The organism is Amycolatopsis sp. NPDC051716 (assembly GCF_040681595.1).
Lineage (GTDB): Bacteria > Actinomycetota > Actinomycetes > Mycobacteriales > Pseudonocardiaceae > Amycolatopsis.
Genome location: NZ_JBFAZA010000007.1, coordinates 42,710 through 63,170, shown reverse-complemented (window position 1 = coordinate 63,170; position 20,461 = coordinate 42,710). Strand labels below are relative to the sequence as shown.

The 20,461-nt window shown below is 72.5% G+C and carries 10 protein-coding genes; 4 read left to right on the top strand and 6 right to left on the bottom strand.

Annotated features, from left to right (window positions below):
* Positions 1 to 58: 58 nt before the first annotated feature.
* Positions 59 to 4,774, bottom strand: a complete 4,716-nt coding sequence (locus AB0M30_RS11405) for a DUF6531 domain-containing protein (RefSeq protein WP_364582745.1) — start codon at positions 4,772 to 4,774, stop codon at positions 59 to 61.
* 244 nt (positions 4,775 to 5,018) lie between these two features.
* On the opposite strand from AB0M30_RS11405, the gene AB0M30_RS11400 reads away from it, so the two are divergent.
* Complete coding sequence (locus AB0M30_RS11400) at positions 5,019 to 6,632, top strand: long-chain fatty acid--CoA ligase (RefSeq protein WP_364582742.1); 1,614 nt, start codon at positions 5,019 to 5,021, stop codon at positions 6,630 to 6,632.
* A gap of 6 nt (positions 6,633 to 6,638) precedes the next feature.
* Here the strand turns inward: AB0M30_RS11400 and AB0M30_RS11395 are convergent, their stop codons facing one another.
* Positions 6,639 to 8,327 (bottom strand): GAF domain-containing protein, encoded by a 1,689-nt coding sequence (locus AB0M30_RS11395; RefSeq protein ID WP_364582739.1) that lies wholly within the window; start codon positions 8,325 to 8,327, stop codon positions 6,639 to 6,641.
* 145 nt (positions 8,328 to 8,472) lie between these two features.
* Between AB0M30_RS11395 and AB0M30_RS11390 the strand changes: the two genes are divergently transcribed.
* On the top strand, positions 8,473 to 9,876 hold the full coding sequence (locus tag AB0M30_RS11390; RefSeq protein ID WP_364582737.1) for an MFS transporter: 1,404 nt from the start codon (positions 8,473 to 8,475) through the stop codon (positions 9,874 to 9,876).
* Complete coding sequence (locus AB0M30_RS11385; protein ID WP_364582735.1) at positions 9,873 to 11,477, top strand: tannase/feruloyl esterase family alpha/beta hydrolase; 1,605 nt, start codon at positions 9,873 to 9,875, stop codon at positions 11,475 to 11,477. Before AB0M30_RS11390 ends, AB0M30_RS11385 begins: the two co-directional genes overlap by 4 nt.
* 665 nt (positions 11,478 to 12,142) lie before the next feature.
* Here the strand turns inward: AB0M30_RS11385 and AB0M30_RS11380 are convergent.
* Both AB0M30_RS11380 and AB0M30_RS11375 read right to left on the bottom strand, forming a co-directional pair.
* The gene (locus tag AB0M30_RS11380) at positions 12,143 to 15,799 is read right to left on the bottom strand and encodes a glycoside hydrolase family 3 C-terminal domain-containing protein (RefSeq protein WP_364582733.1); all 3,657 of its coding nucleotides are present in this window, start codon (positions 15,797 to 15,799) and stop codon (positions 12,143 to 12,145) included.
* Positions 15,800 to 16,022: 223 nt separating this feature from the next.
* The gene (locus tag AB0M30_RS11375; RefSeq protein WP_364582731.1) at positions 16,023 to 17,216 is read right to left on the bottom strand and encodes a hypothetical protein; all 1,194 of its coding nucleotides are present in this window, start codon (positions 17,214 to 17,216) and stop codon (positions 16,023 to 16,025) included.
* A gap of 23 nt (positions 17,217 to 17,239) precedes the next feature.
* On the opposite strand from AB0M30_RS11375, the gene AB0M30_RS11370 reads away from it, so the two are divergent.
* Entirely contained in the window at positions 17,240 to 18,271 is a 1,032-nt protein-coding gene (locus tag AB0M30_RS11370; protein ID WP_364582729.1) for a tetratricopeptide repeat protein, read from the top strand.
* Positions 18,272 to 18,295: 24 nt separating this feature from the next.
* On the opposite strand, the gene AB0M30_RS11365 is transcribed toward AB0M30_RS11370, so the two are convergent.
* Positions 18,296 to 18,643 (bottom strand): hypothetical protein, encoded by a 348-nt coding sequence (locus AB0M30_RS11365; RefSeq protein WP_364582727.1) that lies wholly within the window; start codon positions 18,641 to 18,643, stop codon positions 18,296 to 18,298.
* An 89-nt stretch (positions 18,644 to 18,732) separates the two neighbouring features.
* Positions 18,733 to 20,400, bottom strand: coding sequence for a phospholipid carrier-dependent glycosyltransferase (locus AB0M30_RS11360; protein ID WP_364582724.1), 1,668 nt, complete (start codon positions 20,398 to 20,400; stop codon positions 18,733 to 18,735).
* Between the last annotated feature and the right edge of the window lie 61 nt (positions 20,401 to 20,461).

The following is a 20,461-nucleotide window of genomic DNA, read 5'->3' as shown; positions in this document are numbered from 1 at the left end:
GACCTCCTGATCACGCGTGATGACTCACCAATCACGGGTGAGGCCTGTTGGCGCTCGGTCAGCGGGTCTTGCGGTCCCAGATCACCACCGGCGGCGCATCCGGGAAGTCGGCGTCGTGGGCGATGACCTTGTCCACCTTCGGGTTGTGGCGGAGGATCGGGAACTCGTCCATGTCGAAGACGTTGTCGGGCCGGCGGGAGGCGATGTCGTCGCCCTGGTGCGCCCAGCCGCTGGTCTTGCCGGTGGTGTTCGGCAGGGCGATGTGGACGTCGCCTTCGGCGTTGTGCGCCAGGGCCTTCGACGCGTCCTTCCAGACCTTTTCGCCGTTCGGATGCTTGTCCGCGAACTGGGGCATCTCGACGCCGTTGTCCTTCAGGATCCCTTCGAGGGTGTTACCGCCCTTCTTCTTCGCCATGTCGATCGCCGGGTTCTCGATCGAGCCGTGGTACTTCGTCTCCGTCGTGTACTTCCCGCTGACGGGGTCGTAGTAGGGGTGGTCCGCCTGTGAGCCGTCCGGCTTCTTGCCGTACACCGGCGTGGGGGAGAACTCGTTGTCCTTGATGTGGCCGCCCGACCAGAACCAGGATTTGTCCTTGCCCGGCTTCATCATCTCGTCCCACTTCTTCGAGAACTTGGCGTACTGCTCGTCGGTCATGTTGTGCGGGCGGACCTTGCCGTCCGGGTCGCGGAACTCGGCCAGGCCGTCGGGCTTCTTGGCCCCCGGCGGGAGCTTCGCCGCGTCGCCGCCGCCCGCCGGGTTGTCCGGGGCCTTCGGGCCGCCCGTCTTGCCGCAGGGGCTCTGCACCAAGCCGAGCGGGTCGCTCTGCAGGTGCGGCTGCGCCACGTACCCCGCCGGGTCGGGCGCGGCGGCCAGGCCGAGCGGGTCCTGGCTCAGGTACCGGCCCGTGTGCGGGTCGTAGTAGCGGTAGACGTTGTAGTGCAACCCGGTCTCGGCGTCGCGGTACTGGCCCGGGAAGGCCAGCGGCGTCGGCGCGGTGCCGGAGGTCGACGGCAGCAGTTCGCCCCAGAAGCCCGTCCGCGCCTGCCAGCCGAGGCTTCCGTCCGGCCCGAGCAGCTCGGTCGGCGTGCCGGCCGGGGACGTCACCACCGTGTGGAACCGCACTTCGGCACCCCGCTGCTCGACCTGGACCACCGGCCTGCCGTCGCCGGGGTGCCGCTCCCAGGTCAGCACCCGCGACTGCCCGTCGCCGGTCAGCTCGATCTCCTCGACGAGCTCGCCGCCGCTCCAGACGAACCACGTCTCGGCGGTCTGCCGCGGTGCACCGTCCTCGCCGAGTACCCAGCGCCGCTTGGCGAACCGCCGCCCGAGCGGGTCGTAGAGGTAGGTCCAGAACGACTCGTCCGGGGCGATGACGGCGACCAGCCGATCCAGCTCGTCCCAGACGAACCGCCACTCCGCCGGCCCGGCGGGGGTGGGCCGCACCCGGCCGGTCACCCGGCCCTGCGGGTCGTGGCGGTACCGCGTGCCGGCCGGCGGTGTGAGCCGGCCCGCCGCGTCGTAGGCGAAGCGTTCGACGACTTCGGGCGCGTGCACCTCGGTGACCCGGCCCGCTTGGTCGAACCCGAACCGGACCGGCCGGGCGTCGTCGATCGCGGCGAGCCGGCCGTCCGGCGTGTACGTGTAGCCGCGCCGGCCCACGCCGGCGATCGTCTGCTCCCCGAGCCGGTCCGCGGCGTCGAAGACCTGGCGCAGTACCACTTCGCCGTCGACCGCCCGAGTGGTTTCGCGGCCGGCTTCGTCGTACTCGAACGCGATTTCGTGGCCCGCGATCCGCAGCGACGCCGGGAGGTCGCCGTCGTAGCGCCACTCACTGTCCACACCGGACACAGTGGTGCGGTGGACGCCCGCGGCGTCGTAGGTCCAGCGCACGCCGACGCCGTTGAGGGTCTCTTCGCGCACCCGCCCGCGTTCGTCGCGCACGATCTGCAGGACCGATTCGTTGTTGATCGCGTATTCGAGCTGCCCCAGCGCGTCGTAGGCGTACCCGGTGACGCCGGTCGCCGTCCGCCGTTCGACGACGTTGCCGAGCGCGTCGTAGGCGTACTCGGTGACTTCGCCGAGGCCGTTCGTCATCCGCCGCAGCTGCCCGGCCTCGTCGTAGGCGTAGGTCAGCCGGCGCCCGTCGAAGTCGGTCTCCTCGACGAGCCGCCCGGCGGGATCGTAGGTGTACCGCCAGGTCCGGCCGGCCGGATCGGTCACGGCGATCAGCCGCAGTTCGGCGTCGTAGCCGTAGGTCGTGCGCGCGCCGGCGGCGTCGAATTCCTCGATCGGCAGGCCGAACGGGCCGTACGTGCGCCGGGTCGTCCGCCCGGTGGCGTCGCGGTGCTCGACGACGCGGCCCTCGCCGTCGTGGCGCCAGCTTTCCCGCTCGCCGTGCGGGCCGATCCGCCAGGCGCGCTGTCCCTCCGCCGTCCAGCCCAGCCGGGCCGCGCCGCCGGAAGCGGTGTGCACCAGCCGGGGCCGGCCGAACGGGTCGCGGTCGCCCGGCCGCGCCGCCGCGGTGATCACCGGCTCGTCGCCGAGGACGTCCGCCGGGCCGTCGACGCGCAACCGGGTGGAGACGCCCGGGAGCGCGGCGTAGGGATCGGCCGCCGGGGCGACGGCCCGCGCGGCACCGGCCCGCAGTTCCACCTCGCCGGTCCCGGTGGGGGTCAGCCGGACCTCGGAACCGTCCGGCCGCGTCACCGTCGTCAGCACGCCGTTTTCGTAGCCGTAGAAGGTGATCCGGCCGAGTTCGTCGGACTGTGAGAGCAGGTCGTCGTACCGGGTCCACGAGTACCGGCGCGTGTTCCCGAGCGGGTCGGTCCGCTCGACGAGCTGGCCGGCCTCGTTCATCCGGTAGGTCCAGGTGTGGCCGAGCGCGTCGGTGTGCCGGGTGGTCCGGGCCTCGGTGTCGTAGGCGAAGGCGCCGTTGAGGTAGCGCTCTGCGCCGACACTGCGGACGCAGCGGCCCTCGGCGTCGTAGACGTAGCGGTACCAGGTGCCGGTGCGGTCCTGCCAGCCGACGATCCGGTCGTCGACGTCGTAGTCGAGGTTCACCGGGCGGCCGGTGAACCCGGCGATCTGGGTCAGCTGGCCGAGCCGGTTGTAGCCGTACCGGACGACCGGCGCGCCACCGGGCACGCCGAGCGCGGTGATCCGCCCGGACCCGGCTTCGACGCTGATCTCCGTGCCGTCGTCCCGGCGCAGCAGCCGCGGCGCCCCGCTCTCGGCGTGCTCGATCGTCGTGCGGGAGCCGCCCTGCTCGATGACCGTCAGCGGCAGCACGCGGCCGGGGCCGGCCGCGAACACCAGGTCACGGCCGCCCGCCGACAGCCGGTAGCCCTCGGCGGTCCGGCGCAGCGGGTGGCGCGGGCCGTCGATCGGCAGCACGGGCCGGTCGCCGTCCGGCCGCGGGTACACGAGGACCATGCCGTCCTCGGCGAAGAACCGCAGGTGCTCGCGGTCGGCTTCCAGCCGCTGGTCCAGTGTGGACGCCCAGGAGCGGCCGAACCACCGGCCGGCGCGGTAGGCCGACAGGTGCGTGCGCGACAGCTCGAGGTCGCCCCCGGCGCCCGGCAGCGTCAGGTCGACCTGCTTCAGCACCACCTCGCCGGTGGCGACGTCCACCGGGTCGGAGACGCAGACCTTCTTGCCGTCCGGCACCGCGCGGTCGCGCGGGCCGTCGCCCTTGGGGTCGCCCTTCGGCTTGCCACCGCCGTCGGGGCCGCCTTTGGGCGTGCCCCCGGGCGGGCCGTCCTTCGGCGGCGGCGGGGTGTCGGCAGGCGGGTCGCTCTTCGGGGGCGGATCCGTCTTGGGCGGCGGGTCGGTCTTGGGCGGCGGGTCCGCCTTCGCGCCCGCCGCGCTGGTGCTGTCGTCGCCCTTCGGCGGCGGGTCGGTCTTGGGTGGCGGGTCGGTCTTGGGCGGTGGTCCGTCCGGGCCGCCCTTGCCCTTGGGGCCGCCGATGTCTTTCGGTCCGCCCTTGATGTCGGCGTGCTTCGGCGGCGGCGCGGCCTTGCCCGGCTTGATCTTCCGCAACGCCTTCGCCGCATCCGCGAACAAATCCCCGGCCCGCTTCAGCAGCGGAATCAGCGCCTTGAGCGCCGTCACCAACCGCTTCACCAGGTCGGCGATCTTCGACGCCGTCTTCGCCACGGCGTTGATCACCTGCGGGACGACCCAGGTCAGGCCGATGCCGAGGGTGAACAGCACCTGCAGCGCCCAGCTGATCAGGTGCCCGACCAGCTCCGCGATGATGTCCCGGACCAGGGCGCGCACCGCGGCGACGACCTCGTCCGCGGTCTTCACCCCGCTGGACGCGCCTTCACAGCCCTTCTGCGCCGTTTCCAGGAGCGTCACGGTGTCCTGGGCACGCTGCCGGTAGGTGTCCGCGGCGTTCCCGGTCCAGGACACGGTGTCGGCCTTGACCATGCCGGTCAGGTCCTCGCCGATGCTGCCCAGCTCGGCGGCGACGTTCTTCCACGTCTCGGATTGCGCGGCGATCTCGTCGGCGTTGCCGGTGAGACCGTTCAGGGCTTCCTTGAGCGGGCCGACGTGTTCCATGAGCCAGCCGACCCCGGCGGCGAGGATCGCCCCGAACGGGTCCATCGCCATCGACAACGCATCCAGCGCCGTCCCGACGGCCCCGAGCGCCACCGACGCCCAGTCCCCGCTCTCGATGGCCGACTTCAGGTCGTTCGCCGACTCCAGCAGCGAAATGCCCGAATACGCCTTCGTGGAATCCTTCGTCTCCGCCACCAGCGGGTTCGCCACGGAACCACCCTCTTTTCACCGAGTGTTGGCCCAAAATTAGCAGCGCCGGACCCGGCCCCGGTGGTACCCGCACCCCGCTGCCCGAAAATCCACGATCGCTGTCCGGGGCGGGCAACGGCCCCCGACGTGGAGGTGATCACCACCGGGGCGGGCGGACGAGTGGGCGGTTCTGACCTCTCTTCCCCGCGGAGACCGCTCTTAAAGTCACTCGCGACCCGAAGATCCCCCGACCGGAAGAGGCGCCATGGACGGGCTGATGCAGCCACGGCCGCTCACCCTCGCCCACATCCTGGAGCGTGCCGAGCGGCTCTACGCGCACAAGGAAGTCGTCACGGCCGGCGGCGAGCGGCTGACGTACGCCGAGGTGGCCGCCGGGACCCGGCGCCTCGCCACCGCGCTCGACGCCCTCGGCGTCCCGGCCGGCGCCCGGGTCGCGACCTTCGCGAGCAACCACCGCCGGCACCTCGAGCTCTACCTGGCCGTGCCGGTGACCAAGCGGGTGCTGCACCCGATCAACATCCGGCTGCCCGCGGAGCACCTCGAGTACATCGTCGAGCACGCCGAAGACGACGTGGTGTTCGTCGATCGGGCGCTGCTGCCGCGGATCTGGCCGAGCGCCGCACGCCTGCCGCGGGTGCGGTACTGGGTGGTGCTGCCGGACGACAGCGACGAGCCGATCCCGGAGGACCCCCGCGTCCGGCACTACGACGACCTGGTGTCCGCGGCGCCGCCGTTCACCGGCTCGTTCGAGGACACCTTCACGCTCGCGGACGAAAACCTCGCGTCCGGGCTGTGCTACACCTCGGGGACGACCGGGCCGCCCAAGGGCGTGCTCTACAGCCACCGCTCGACGGTCCTGCACGGCCTCGGGACGCTCGCCGCGGGTCTCGTCGGCCTGTGCGAAAGCGACGTCGTGCTGCCGATCGTGCCGATGTTCCACGCCAACGCCTGGGGCCTGCCCTACGGCGCGATGCTGACGGGCGCTTCCCTGGTGCTGCCCGGCCCGTCGGCGGACCCGGACCACCTGCTGCGGCTGATGGCGGCCGAGCGGGTCACGGTCGCCGGCGCCGTCCCGACGGTCTGGACGAGCATGGCCCCCGGGCTGCGGGACCACGACCTGAGCGCCACGCGGTTCCTGCTCGGCGGCGGCTCGGCCGTCCCGCCGGCGCTGTCGGAGACCTACCGCGCCGCGATCGGCGTGCCCATCACGCACTCCTGGGGGATGACGGAGGTCAGCCCGGTCGGGGCGATCGGCGGCACGCGCACCCAGCACCGGGACGCGCCCGCGGCGGATCAGGTGGCCGTGCGGGCCGCTCAGGGCCAGCCGTTGCCGCTGGTGAACGTGCGGATCGTCGACGTCGAGACCGGTCGCGAGCTGCCCCGCGACGGAGACGCCGTCGGTGAGCTGCAGGTCGCGGGTCCCTGGGTGGCGGGCGGCTACTACCGGGTGCCCGCCGACGGCAGCTTCACCGACGACGGCTGGCTGCGCACGGGCGACCTGGCCACCATCGACGCCGAGGGCTACCTGCGGCTGGTGGACCGGATGAAGGACCTGATCAAGTCCGGTGGCGAGTGGATCTCCTCGGTCGAGCTCGAGGGTGCCATCGCGGCCCACCCGGACGTCGTCGAGGCGGCGGTGATCGCCCGGCCGGACCCGCGGTGGATGGAACGTCCGGTGGCGTACGTCGTGCTGCGCCAGGGCAGTGCGCTGGGAGCCGAGGGACTGCTGGCGCACCTCACGCCGATGGTCGCGAAGTGGTGGCTGCCCGACGAGTTCGTCTTCGTGCCCGCCTTGCCGAAGACGGGCACCGGCAAGATTTCGAAGACCGCCCTGCGCGACTCGGTCAGAGTCGGCTGAACCGCCTCAGGACGTGACGGCCCGCAGCTGGTGCAGCCGGAGCCCGAGCTGCAGCTCCAGGTCGTTCTCGTGGCGCCAGTCGGAGCCGAGGACCGTGCCGGCCCGGTCGAGGCGCTTGAGCAGCGTGTTGACGTGCAGGTGCAGCGCGCGGGCGGTGGCGGCGACGTTCGCGCGGTGGACGTAGTAGGCGCTGAGGGTGCCGACCAGATCGGTGCCCCGCCGCCGGTCGTACTCCAGGAGCGCGCCGATCGAGCCGGTCAGGAACCGGTCGAGCTCGCCGGCCCGCTCGGGGTCGAACACCATGGCGTACAAGGCGTACTGACGCGTGGTGGCCCCGCCGTCGGTGTGCCCGAGCGCGCGCATCACGGCGCCGCAGCGCCCGGCCAGGGAGAACGCCCGGGCCCAGTCGTGGCCGGCCGCCCGTTCCCCGACGACGAGGACGGGACCGCCCAGCGTCCGCCGCAGTCTGGTGTGGACCTCTGCGACGGTTGCCTCGTCGTCGGCGCCGGGCAGGATCATCGTGGCCCGGCCGAGGTGTTCGCCGGCCAGCCCGGCGCGTTCCCGGGCGACGTCGTGCAGGTGCCGCGCGAGGTCGCCCGGCGGCACCGCGGGGGAGTCCGCGACCAGGACCAGGTCCAGGCGGTCGACGTCGATGGTGCGGGCCCGGGCGCGGGCGCGCTGCGCCGGGCCGATCCCGGGACTGCCGAGCATGAGCTCGGTCAGCAGCTCGCCGCTCAGCCGCTCGCCGGCCTCGGCCACGGCCCGCTCCTTGAGGATGAGCAGGCCGAGGATGTGCGTGGCGCGCTCGAGGGTCCGCAGGTCCGTGTCGTCGCCGGTGCCCGACGGCCGGCTCCACACGAGCGCGCCGAGATAGCTGTCGCCGGCCTGGACGGCCGCCACGCTGCGGTCGGTCCCGTCGGTGCCGGACGACGTCGTGCAGCGGCCGGTGCGGCGGGCGGCGTCGACGGCGCCCGCCAGGTCCGTCCGGAGTGGACTGTCGGCCCGGTCGAGGAGCGTGATGCTGCCGCCCAGCTGATCGGCGAGGTGCTGCGCCACCTCGCGCGGGGTGCCGCCGTCCAGCACGACCCCGGTCAGGGCTTCGTGGATCGCCTGGGCCCGCTCGATCTTCCCGTACGCGACCCGCAGCTCCCGCAGCGCGGTCCGGCTCGCTTCGTAGAGGCGGGCGTTGTCGAGGGCGACCGCGGCGTGGTCGGCGAACGCGTTCAGCAGCGCGATCTCCTCGGCCTGGAACGAGCGTTCGGAGCGGTCCGCGGCGAACAGCGCGCCCACGGCTTCCCCGCGGATGACCAGCGGCACGCCGAGCAGCGCGACCAGCTCCTCGGTGCCGACCAGCCGGTCGAAGTTCGGGTCGTGCTGGATCAGCGTCGAGGTGGCGTAGTCGCGCACCCAGTGCGGACTCTTGGAGGCCAGCACCTTGCCGCCGAGCCCCACCGTGGCGGGGATGGCCGCCGCGAGGAACTCCGCCGAGATCGTGCCCTCCGACGCGCGGGCCGACAACCGGCCGTCCGCACCGACCAGCGAGAGGTAGGTGAAGTCCGTGCCGATCAGGTCGTGGGCGTGGTGCACGATCGACTGCAGCACCTCGTCGAGCTCGCCGAGGGCGGTGAGCGACTTGACGGTGGCGTACAACGACGCCAGTTCGCGCTGCCGGCGCGGTTCCGCCGCACTCGTCACAGTGTCTTCCTCCTCGGCATCGGGTGGGCGAAAGACCCACCGCTGCGGCGGGAGGAGTGGGTGGTCCACACCTCAGCCCGCAGCGTAACGGCGCCCTACCATCACCGCCAGCACTTGCCTGACCTCCTCGACGAAGGCGGCATCCATGGCCATTCCGCTCACCCAACCCGAAGGGCAGTCCGGCACCGCCGTGCCCGCGACCCCGCGCCGGGCCTTCCGCAAACTGCTGGCGGCCGGGCTCGTCGGCAGCTCGATCGAGTGGTACGACTTCTTCCTCTACGGCACCGCGGCCGCGCTGGTGTTCCCCAAGGTGTTCTTCCCGCACGCCTCGGCGCTGACCGGGACCCTGCTGGCCTTCAGCACGTTCTGGGCCGGGTTCGTGGCCCGGCCGATCGGCGGGGTGCTGGCCGGGCACCTCGGGGACAAGTACGGGCGCAAGCCGGTGGTCGTCGCCTGCCTGGCGGTCATGGGGGCCGCGACCTTCCTCATCGGCTGCCTGCCCACCGCGGCGAGCGTCGGCGCGCTGGCCCCGACGCTGCTGGTGATCCTGCGGTTCGTCCAGGGCCTGGCGACCGGCGGGCAGTGGGGCGGCATCGTGCTGCTGCTGACCGAATCCGCCAGTCCGAAGCGGCGCGGCTTCGCCGGGACCTTCGGGCAGACGAGCGTGCCGGTGGCCGTGATCGTCTCCAACCTGATCTTCGTCGCCACCAGCGGGCTGATGCCGGACGCCGCCTTCCTCGGCTGGGGCTGGCGCATCCCGTTCCTGCTGAGCGTCGTGATGTTCGGGGTGGTGCTCTACATCCAGGCCAAGGTGGAGGACACGCCGGAGTTCCGGCGGCTGCAGGAAGCCGTGGCGGACCAGGACGGCCCGGTGGTCCGGGCGCCGATCGCCCAGGTCCTGCGCAGCAAGTGGGGGACCATCCTGCTCGGCTGCGGGCTGCTGTCGGCCACCAACAGCCTCTTCTACGTCAGCATTTCCGGGTTGCTCAGCTACGGCACCGGCACCCTCAAACTCCAGCGTGACTCGCTGCTCGCGGTGGTGCTGCTCAGTTCCGCGGCGATGCTCGCGGCCATTCCCTGGTCCGGGTACCTCTCGGACAAGGTGGGCCGCCGCCCGCTGATCCTGATCGGCGGCCTGGGCGTCGCCCTCTGGGCGTTCCCGTACTTCGGGCTCGTCGGCACCGCGTCCCTGCCGCTGATCTTCGTCGCGGTGGCGGTGGGATTCGTGTTCCAGTGCCTCACCTACGGCCCGATCGCGAGCTTCCTCGGCGAGCTCTTCGCACCCAACGTCCGCTACTCGGGCGCGTCGCTGGCCTACCAGCTGTCCGCGATCATCGTCAGCGGTGGCACGCCGTTCCTGATGACCGCGCTGATCGCCGGGACCGGGAGCACGTGGCCGGTCGCCGTCTACATCACGGTGATGGGGTTGATCACCTTCGCCAGCGCGTGGTTCCTGCCCGAGACGAACCCGGCCGAGGTCCGGGCCGACCCGGACGCGGTCCCGGGCGCGCACCTCCACCGGCCGTCCGACGCGGAGGGGCTCCGATGAGGAAGACGCTCCGGCTCGCCGTGACGGCGGCCTTGGTGCTGGCGGCGACCGCACCCGCGACCGCCGCCGCGGCTCCGGCGGCCCCGGACTGCGCCGGCCTGGCCGGACTGCGGATTCCGGCGTCCGTGATGAGCCTGCCGACGACCGGCGGGCTCGTCACCGCGGTTTCCGTCGTACCCGGTGAATCCTGCCGGGTCGACGCCGAGCTCCACCCCGTCGACCCGGCCGCGCCGGACATCAAGCTGCGCGTCGCCCTGCCCCTGGCGTGGAACCACAAGGCGCTGATGTTCGGCGGCGGCGGGTACAACGGCACGATCCCCGACGTGGCGGCGAACGTGCCGTTCGGCCCCGCCGACCGGCCGACGCCGCTGGCCCGGGGCTACGCGACCTTCGCGAGCGATTCCGGCCACCAGCAGAACCCGGCGTCCCCGCCGTCGCTGGACGGGTCGTTCGGCGCGAACGACGAGGCGTTGATCAACTTCGCCGCGGGCGACGCGCTGAAGAAGACGCGCGACGCGAGCCTGTTCCTCATCCGGCGTGCGTATGCGGCGGCACCCACCGAAGTCTTCTTCGCCGGCGGCTCGACCGGCGGCCGCGAGGCACTCGTCGTCGCCCAGCGCTGGCCGTCCGCGTTCGACGGCGTGATTTCCGCCTACCCGGCTTGGAACAACATGGCCGAGATCCTCGACCTCGGCTACCTGACGCAGGTCCTCTCGCGCCCGGGCGCCTTCCCCGACCCTGCCAAGCAGACGCTGCTCTACGACAGCGTCATCAAGGCGTGCGACGGCTTGGACGGCGTGACCGACGGAGTCGTTTCGAACCCGGGAGGCTGCCGCTTCGATCCGCGTGTGCTGCGCTGCCCGGGCGGGGCCGACACCGGCCCGGCGTGCTTGTCGGACCCGCAGATCGGGGCGGTGACCGCCATGTCGTCGCCGTTCCGCTGGCCGTACCGGATCGCCAGCGGCGAGACGGAGTACCCGGGCTTCCCGTTCCTGTCGGGGGCGGACATGCGGACGCCGTTCCTCGGCTTCGGCACCACCGCACCGGCCGACCCGATGCCGGTGACCAGCGGGTACGGGATGCAGTACTGGGACCAGTGGGTCAAGTACTTCCTGACCCGGGATCCGGCCCACCGGGCCCTGGACATCGATCCCCGGCGCCCCGGCAAGTGGCTCGGCCGGATCAGCGCGCTGTCGTCGATCGAGGACCGCAACAACGCGGACCTGCGCCCGTTCGCCCGCGCGGGCGGCAAGCTGATCCTCCTGCACGGCGCGGCGGACGAGCTGGTCTCCCCGTACTCGACGAGCGACTACTACGAGCGGGTCCGCTCGATGGCGGGACCCCGGACGACCGACGGGTTCCTGCGGTACTACGTCGTGCCGGGCGCCAACCACGCCAACTTCGGCACACCGGCGTTCGCGGCCGGCTGGGACTCGCTCACGGCCCTCGAGCGGTGGGTCGAGGACGGCCGGGCCCCGGCGGGTCAGGTGGTCACCGACTTGGCCCACCAGCGAACCCGGCCGCTGTGCGCCTATCCGGAGTGGCCCCGGTACCGCGGCGGCGATCCGGACAGCGCGGCGAGTTTCGCCTGCGCCCGTTGACCGGCGGCGCACGGTCGAGGAGCGGGGGGCCGGCCGCCTGATCGGCACGTGGCGGCGGTCTGCGGGCCCGCCTCGCCGGCACGAAAGCCGGCGGGGCGGGCCTGCTTCCGTGATTTGCGGTCAGTCCGATGGGCTGGTGTAGGCGGTGCGCTCGTCCGCCCGGATCCGCCGGCTGCGGCAGCCGGTGGGTAGCCGATTGGTGCACCTGTCCGGGCCGGCCCTGGTATCGCGGCGGTGATTCGGCCAGCGCGGCGAGTTTCGCCTGCGCCCGTTGACCGGCGGTGCACGGTCAAGTACCGGGGGCCGGCCGCCTGATCGGCACGTGGCGGCGGTCTGCGGGCCCGCCTCGCCGGCACGAAAAGCCGGCGGGGCGGGCCTGCGCCTATTGACCGGCAGCGGGCTTCGAGCTTGCCCGCGCTCAGTCCAATGGGCTGGTGTCGGGGTTGCGCTCGTCCGCCCGGATCCCGCCGGCTGCGGCAGCCGGCGGGTAGCCGATTGGTGCACCTGTCCCGGCCGGCCGTGGTACCGCGCGGGTGATCCGGCCAGCGCGGCGAGTTTCGCCTGCGCCCGTTGACCGGCAGCGGGCTTCAAGCTTGTCCGCGCTCACCGAAGACGAACAAGCCCGTCCCGCCGGCGTGAGCACCGGCGGGACGGGACCCCCTCGGTCAGCCGATGGCGATCGTGAAGATGTGCATCGCCGCCGTGCCCATGTTCGCTCCGTCGCTGACGTCCGGGAGCGTCACGTACTGCACCGTCTTGCCCGGCTGCAGGGGGATCGGGGCGTAGTACAGGCTCACCTTCTGGTTCAGCTGCCCGCTGCTGTTGTTCAAGTACGGCAACGTGGTGAGGATGTCGCCGCCGGTGGCCGCGTTGGACCACCAGTCCGCGAAACTCACCGAGTGGGACTCGGTCGTTCCGTCCGTGTACGTCACCGTTGCCGTTCCGCTCGGGCTGCCGTAGTCGCCCGCGCCGATCAGGCCCAGCGTGTTCCCGGTGCCGGAGATCGCGATCGTCTGGCCGCCGGCCACACCGCCCGCGACCACGTTGTCCGGGCTGCCCGGCGGCACGTCCGGCCAGGTGAACGTCAGCCCGTCGTGGGTGAACGTCGCTCCCGGCGTCAAGCTGGGCGTCGCCGCGGCCAGTGCCTGTGCGGAGAAGCTCGCGTTGCCGCCGTCGAAGTTGCCCGCGCCCGGCGTGGCGTCGTCGCTGACGCCCACGTTGTTGTACGCCGCCGCGAACGACGGGTACGGCGGGTGGGGCAGCAGGACGGTCGTCGCGTCCGTCGAGGTGCCCCGCCCGTTGACCGAGGTGAACGCGGCCTGCGCCGACAGGTCGAACTTGCCGGGTTCCGCCGAGGCCGGAACGCCGATTTCCCAGGTGGTGCTGACGGTCTGCCCGGCCGGCACGGTGGCGAACGTCGACGGCGACGTGGCCTTGATGGTCCAGCCGGCCGGCCCGCTGAGCGTCAAGACGACGTCGCGCAGCGGCCGGGCGCCCGCCGGGTTCGGCAGCGTGGTGGTGGCGGTGTACGTCGTGCCCGCCTTCACCCGCTCCGGTGCCGTGAGCGTGAACGGCTGCTCGACCACCACCGGCGTGGTGCCGGTGACGCCGTCGACCGTGACGCTGATCGTGGCGACGCCGGGCGCCACCATCGTCACCTGGCCGGTCCGGCTGACCTCGGCCACGCGCGGATCGCTGCTGCGGTACCCGATCCGGGCCCGCGAAAGGTCGACGAACGACTGGTCGTCGTGCACCGCTTCGACGATGTGGTCGGCCGGCACGTGCTGGCCGGCCTGGGCGGTGTCGTCGGCGATCCACGGGTTCTTCGCGGTCAGGTCGAGCCGCTGACCCGGCGCGAACACGACCTGACCCGGCTGCACGGTCACGTACTGGGTCTTCGGCTTGATCGCTCCGGTGACGGCCACCGTGGCGGTGCCGGCGAGGTGGGCGGAGTCGGCGCCGACGCCGAACCGGTAGGGACCGGGGTACACCACTTCGCGGCGCTGGCCCTCGTTCCAGAACGACAGATCGCTGATCCGCACCGGGATGGCCAGGTGCTGGGTCCGGCCGGGGGCGAGCACGTCGGTCTTCGCGAAGCCGGCCAGGCGCTGCCGCGGCAGTTCCACGCCGGGCACGCCGAACGCCGTGGCCGCGTACAGCTGGGCGACGGTGGCACCCGGCGTGCTGCCGGTGTTGGTCACGTCCACGTGCACGGTCACCCGCCCGTTCGCGTCGACGGCCCGGGTGTCCGCGTGCACCCGGGAGTAGGCGAACTTCGCGTAGGAGAGGCCGTAGCCGAACGGGTAGGCCGGCGTGCCGGTGAAGTACTGGTAGGTCCGGCCGAGGCCGCCGGTCTGCGACGGCGTCAGCCCGTAGTTCTTGATGGCGGGCAGCTGCGAGTCGTCGGTGTACCAGGTGAAGTTGAGGTGCCCGCTCGGGTTCTGCTTGCCGAACAGCACGTCGGCCAGCGCGGTGCCCTGGCTTTCGCCGTTGTACCCGCTGAACACGATGCCCGGAATGCCGGCGGCGTGGCCGAGCGAAACGGCGCCGCCCGCCTGGACGGCCAGCGCGGTCCGGGGGTTGCCGGCCGCCTTGACCTGGTCGATCAGCGAGTCGTAGTTGCCGGGCATGGCGATGGTGGTGCGGTCCCGGCCCTCGGTGGCCACGTTCCCGTCGGTCCCGGCGAACACCACGACCAGGTCGGCCGTCTTCATCGCGGCCAGCGTCTCCGCCGAGCAGCTCGCCGCCGTCGTCGTGCCGGTGGACGTGCCGCACGCGTCGAACGTGACCGTGGCACCCGGATTCGCCGCCTTGACCGCGGACGTGATGCCCTGCACCGCGTTCACCTGCAGCGCGGGTTCACCGGAGTAGCCGCCGAGGGTGACCTTGCCCGCGAGATCGCCGACGACGACCACGGTGCCGAGCTTGGCCGGATCGGCGGGCAGCAGCGGCGCGGCGGTGCCCGGGACCGGGTCGTTCTTCAGCAGGACCAGCGAGTTGGCGGCGACCTTCGCGGCCAGCGCCTGGTGCTCGGCGCTCTGGATGACGTCCTTGGTGATCTTCGTGTACGCCACCCGGTCCGGCGGGTCGAACTCGCCGGTCTGCATGCGCGTGGTGAACACGTGCACCAGGGCGTTGTCGAGCACGCCTTCGGACAGCACCCCGGCCTTGATGGCCTCCTGGATGTTGGCCACGGTGGCTTCCGTGCCGGTGCAGTTGAGCTGCGTGCCCGCGCGCAGCGAGTACGCCTGGCCCCCGGCGGCGCCGGAGACCTGCTGCCCCGACGTGGTGTTCGTCCACTGCGTGCCGCCGCCTGCGGTGGCCGTGGTCCAGCCCGGTGGCGCCCAGTTGTGGCTGCCCGGCGCGTAGACGTCACCGACCGCGCCGCAGTCGGACGTGGTGTAGCCGTCGAAGCCGTAGGTGCGCTGGGCGATGGCGTTCGCCGTGTACGTGTCGGCCGGCGACGGCGTGCCGTTGATCGCGTTGTACGACGTCATCAGGCCGGAGACGTGTGAGTCCTGGATGAGGTGCCGGAACTGCGCGGTGTAGTAGTCGCGGAGGTTGGCCTCGGTCGTGTCCGAGGAGTCCGCGTGCCGGTCGTTCTCGACGTTGTTGAGCGCGTAGTGCTTGGCGGTGGCCGCGACCTTGAGGTACGGCGTCGTCGGCCGGCCGGCCGCGGTCTGGCCCTGGTAGCCGTTGACGAACGCGCCGGCCATCTTCGCGACCAGGTACGGGTCTTCGCCGAACCCTTCGTCGGTGCGGCCCCACCGCGGGTCGCGGTCGAGGTTCACCGTCGGCGCCCAGTAGGTCAGCGAGCCGTAGTTGTTCTTGTCCGGGCCGATGTTGTTCTGCGCGACGCCCCACAGCGACTTGTCCAGCATGCCGCGGGCCTCGTCGGAGATCGCCGTGGTCTCCTGCTGGATCAGCTCCGGGTCCCAGGACATCGTGCTGGCCAGGTTCGTCGGGAAGCTGGTGGCGTGCACCCCGCCGGTCGCCGTGCCGTCGTCGGTGTTCGCGCCGAGCGTGTTGAGGCCGTGCTGGCCTTCGCTCCAGTACGTGTACTGCTGCACGCCGAGCCGCGGGATGGCCGGGGCGCTGTTGGTGCGCAGCTGCAGCACCTTTTCGGGCAGGGTCATGCGGGCGACGAGGTCGGCGGCCCGCTCGGCGAAGCTGTAGTGCGTGTCGCGGTAGACCGGCAGCGCGGCCGGCCGCGCCGGGGCTGCCGACGCGGCCGGGACGAGCGTGGCCGCGGTCAGGGCGGCGGCGAGCAGGGGCACGGCGGTCAGCCGTACCCGTCGCCGGCCGGGGAAGCGCAAGGACATCGGATCTCCGTCGCAGAAGGTCGATGGGCTGGGTGCTCCGGCCGTGCCAGGAGCACTGGCGCGCCGCCGGCCGAGGGAACCGCCGGTTCGCAGGCTGGTCCGTCACCATCGTTCGCAAGGGACCGGGTTCTGGCAAGCAATTCACGGCCGGCCGGGTGTCACCGCTGGCCGAGGCCCGGCGGCGGCTGAAAGTTTCACCGGCCGGCCCTCCTCGAGGAAGCCGTCAGGCCGGTTCGGCGTCGGCGAGGAGGGTGCGCAGGCGGGTGCCGTGGCCGGCGACCTGGCCGAGCAGGAGGTGCCCGGCCTCGTCGCCCCACAGCTTGCCGACCAGGTGGCGGTACTCCGACAGCCGCGGCAGCTTGCTGTCGAGCCGGAAGAGGATGGCCAAGGGCCGCCGCTGCCACCAGCGGCGGATCCAGTCCACCGGCTGCGTCACCAGCAGAGCGCCGTAGCTCGTCGGCAGCGCCGGACCGGCGGCCGCTTTCACCGCCTTTTCGGTGAGGTTGAGCATCTCGGTCAGTGACACGGTTTCGCGGTCGGGGCCGCTGGCTTCGGCCAGCAGCGCCTGGTACCTCGTCAGCAGCTTCCGGCGCTCCCGGACGGTGTCGGCGTTGCTCAGCTCGGCCTTGAAGTCGCCGAAGTAGCGGCGGTATCGGCGGAATTCGTCCCGTACGCGCAGCAGCTGCTCCGGGACGTCGTCGAGCGACGAGGCGCGCGCGAGCACCAGCGCGCTGATCGGCGGGATCGGGATGGTCGACATCGCCGCCCACTCCGCCACGAGCTCGCCGCCGTTGAGCGGCTCGTCGAGCGATCCGCTGACCTCGTCGTAGAGCCGGCGCGGCAACGAGCGGTACGTCTTCTGCAGCGTGCCGGCCACGAACGGCACCCGGTCGAAGTCGGGGAAGTAGTCCAGGCCGTGCGCGGCGGCCACGAGGAGGTAGCCGTTCCCGCGGTACATCCGTTCCTTGACCGAGCAGTCCCCGCAGCTGGCGTACCCGCCGAGGGCGTCGACCTGGGCGAGGAGGTTGTTCAGCCCGGTCGTGTAGTCCAGGCCGGTCACCGCGCCGGTCGCGTCGACGGCGTGCCCGGGGTCGCCGGCGTCGCCGGCGTCGAGGGTCATGCGCTTCGCGAGTTCGTCCGGCAGCCGCAGCATCACACGCCGGAGTTCGTCGGGCGACAGTGTCGGCTGGAACGTGCGGTACAGCCCTTCCCCGCCCAGCCGCCCGCCCAGGAGGGTGACGTGTTCGTCCGCGGCGCCCAGTGCTTCCAGGCGGTCGAGCAGCACCACCGCTTCGCACAGCGCGCAGAGGTCGAGGAAGAGCGGCAGGGTGAGCGCGTCCGGACGGCTCAGGACGGTGCTGGCGTTGGCGACCAGGGTCTGGGTCACCAGCGCCACGTTTTCCCCGGTTTCGGCCACGCCGCTCATCCTATGCTGGGGTGGTGACGTTCCTCCTCGAACTCGGCGCGGCGAGCGTCGAGGTGACCGAGTTCGCCGGCACCGGCCTGGCGGCGGTGCGCGAGCTGGTGGAGCGGGGCGAAATCGTGCTCCTGCCCGAGGAAATTCCCGCGCCGGGTTCCCTCGACCAGTGGCCGAGGGACGTCGCGGAGTCGATCGGCGAGTGCGCGGTGGTGCCGCTGTCGAGCCTGACCGGAGCGGGCGGCCCGCGGTACCCGCTCGTGGTGGGCCGGCGCGAGAGCATCCGGTTCCTGTGCTCGTACGCCGAAAGCGTGCCGGTTCCCTGCGAAGCCCAGCCAGTGGTGACGGACTACCGCGAGTTCCGGCACCTGTGGCTGGGTGGCTCCCCGGCGGTCGACCCGGACGGCTTCGCGATCGGCATCACGCTGGCCGGGCTGCACGCCCGCAACGTCCTGCACGGCGACGCGCACCGCGGGAACTGGCTGTTCGACCGCGACGGCACGGCGCTGGTGCACGATCCCCGGCCGGTGTTCCTGCACGCCCGGCCGAGCGCGGAGCAGTGCGCCACGGACATCCGCCCGCTGCTGCCGGGCCTGACACCGGACGGCTGGCAGAGCTTCCGCCTCGGCTACCGGCGGGCGTGGCCCGAGGAAGGGCGCGTCATCGACCTGATCCAGCTGAGCGACCGGACCGGCTGGGCGGCCGCCTTCCGCACCGGGGAGTTCGCCCGGGCCGCCGAGCTGGCGGCTCATCAGCTCGCGACCGAAGACACGCCGATCGTGCGGGTGATGTTGCTGGCGAACCGCGCCATGGCCCTGAGCCGGACCGAGCGGCACGACGAGGCGCTGCAGGAGTGTCTCGCGGCCCTGAAGCTGGCGAAGCGGCGTTGCCCGCACGCGGCCAACGGTTTGGGGCTGACGCTCGCCGTCGTGCTGTCGGGCCAGGGACGTCAAGCCGAAGCGGTGGACGCACTGCGCCCGGTGAGTGGCCAGCCCGAGCAGCTGCTCGCCCGGCTGACCCGCCCGGACGCCCAGCTGCCGATCATGAACCTGTGAGCGGGCCGCTGCCGCGCTCGCGCCCTAGCGGATGACGGTCCAGTAGAGGACGCCGGGAACGACGACCAGCAGGGCCACCGCGAGCCAATAGCGGCCCGCGCTGAGCTGCGGGGCCCGGAACGCGAACAAGGCGTTCAGGCCGAACACGAGCAGCCCGCCGAACAACACCGAGACCACCCCGAACCCGATCACCAGCCCCGCGCCGTCGTCGACCACCGTGGGGTCGAGCGTGGCCCACCCGAGCTCGCCGGCGACGACTTGCGCCGCCAGCATCGCGAAGGCGACCGGGTAGGCGGCCGGGAGGGCCAGCAGGAGGTTGAGCGGCACGCCGATCAGCCAGACCTGGTGCGGGCGGAGCTCGCGGCGGGGCACCCGGCCATTCTGCCGGACCACCCGGTTTCCCGTCGGCCGGCGCGCCTGCCCGTACGGCGATCCGGCCCGGCGCGTCGTCGGTGCCCGGGTCACGGCCGGCGGAGGATCGTGATGGAGTGGCCGACCTCGTCGATCGGCGTGCTCGTGCGGAGCAGCAGCCCCAGGCGGTCGTCCGCCTTGGCCGTGGCGGAATCCGACACGACGAGCAGCCCGTGCACGGCGTCCGGGGGCACGGCGAGCGGGTCCGCGGCGTCGATGCCGTAGTACGACGGCACCCCGCTGCCCTTGTAGACCAGCCACACCCGCTGACCCGGATAGCGCTGTTCGAGCCGATCGGCCAGCCGGCCCAGGTCCTGGCCCCAGTCGACGTTCGAGTCGTGCAGCTGGCGGTGGGTTTCCGCCGGGCCGCCGAACGCCTCGTTGGCGTACGGCAGGTAGTAGGGGAACGTGCGCAGCGAGCTGACCGCCGTGAAGGCGACCAGGCCCGCCACGGCGACGCGCGCCCACCGCCGGCGGAGGGCGACCACTCCCGCCGCCGCGACGGCCAGGAACATCGGCACGAAGAGCGCGTACCGGACGCCGAGGTCGCGGCTGCCCGTCATGGCCGCGGCCAGCAGCACCGCCGCGGGGACGAGGACGTACGGCGCCGCCGGGCGCAGCTTCGGGACCGCCACCATCGTGCCGACGCCGGCCGCCCAGAGGGCCAGCGTGCCCAGCGGGGTTTTCACCAGCAACGCGGCCGGGAGGTAGTACCACAGCGCGCCGACGTGGCGGCTGCCGAACAGGAACGTCGTCCACACCTGGTCTTCGAAGCCGAACTGGACACGCAGCCCGTCGAGGTACGGCGCGGGCAGCGGCAGCAGACCCGCGAGCGAGCGCAGCCCCTCGAGCGGCGGCAGGCCCGGTGGTGGCACCCAGCGCAGCCGCGGATCGACCACCAGGTAGGAAACCCACACCACGGCGACCGCGATCAGCGCGACGCCGAGGGCCGCCGCGGCACCGGCCCCGAGGCGCCGGAGTGTCCGTTGTGGACCGGACGCGGAGCGGTCCTGCCAGACCGAGAGCACGACCAGGAGCAGCACCACCGGAACCGCGGCCAGGGCGCTCATCTTCGTGGCCACGGCCGCGCCCAGGGCCAGTCCCGCGAGGGGCAGGTAACGGACGGGACGCCGCCGGGCCCGCCACAGCAGCCAGGCCGACGTCACCAGGAAACCGGCCACCGGCACGTCGAGGGTCGCCAACGACCCGTGCGCGACGAGGTCGGGGGAAAGCGCGTACAGCGCCAGCGCCACCACGCCGCCGGCCGGGCCCGCCAGATCGCGGGCGAAGGCGAAGACGACCAGCCCGAACAGCAGCGTCAGCACGATCACCGGCAACCGCGCCAGCAGCATCAGCCGGCCCGGGTCGTGACCCGACTCGTAGAGCACGAACCGGCCGAGTTCGGTTTGATCGCCGGCGAAACCGGCGTCGACGTGCACGTCCGCGAAGGCCAGGCCGGTGGCGATGATCAGCTTGCCCAGCGGCGGGTGCTCGGGGTTGAACCGCAGGCTGTGGTGTTCCAGGGAGAAGGTCGCCGCGCCGACGTACACCGGCTCGTCGATCGTCGGCGTCTGCGCCACGGCCGTCGTGATCATCGCGGCCGCCATCCCGGCGAGCAACCCGGCCACGGCGAACGCGAGCAGCCACCGCCGCCACCGGCCGGGAGGACGCCCGCCCGCGGCGGGCGGCCTGTCTTCCCGGGTCGCTTCCGTGATCACTTCCTAGGGACGTCCGGCGGCGGAGACGGTTGAGCGCGGCTCCCTGCGCGTTGCCCGCGCC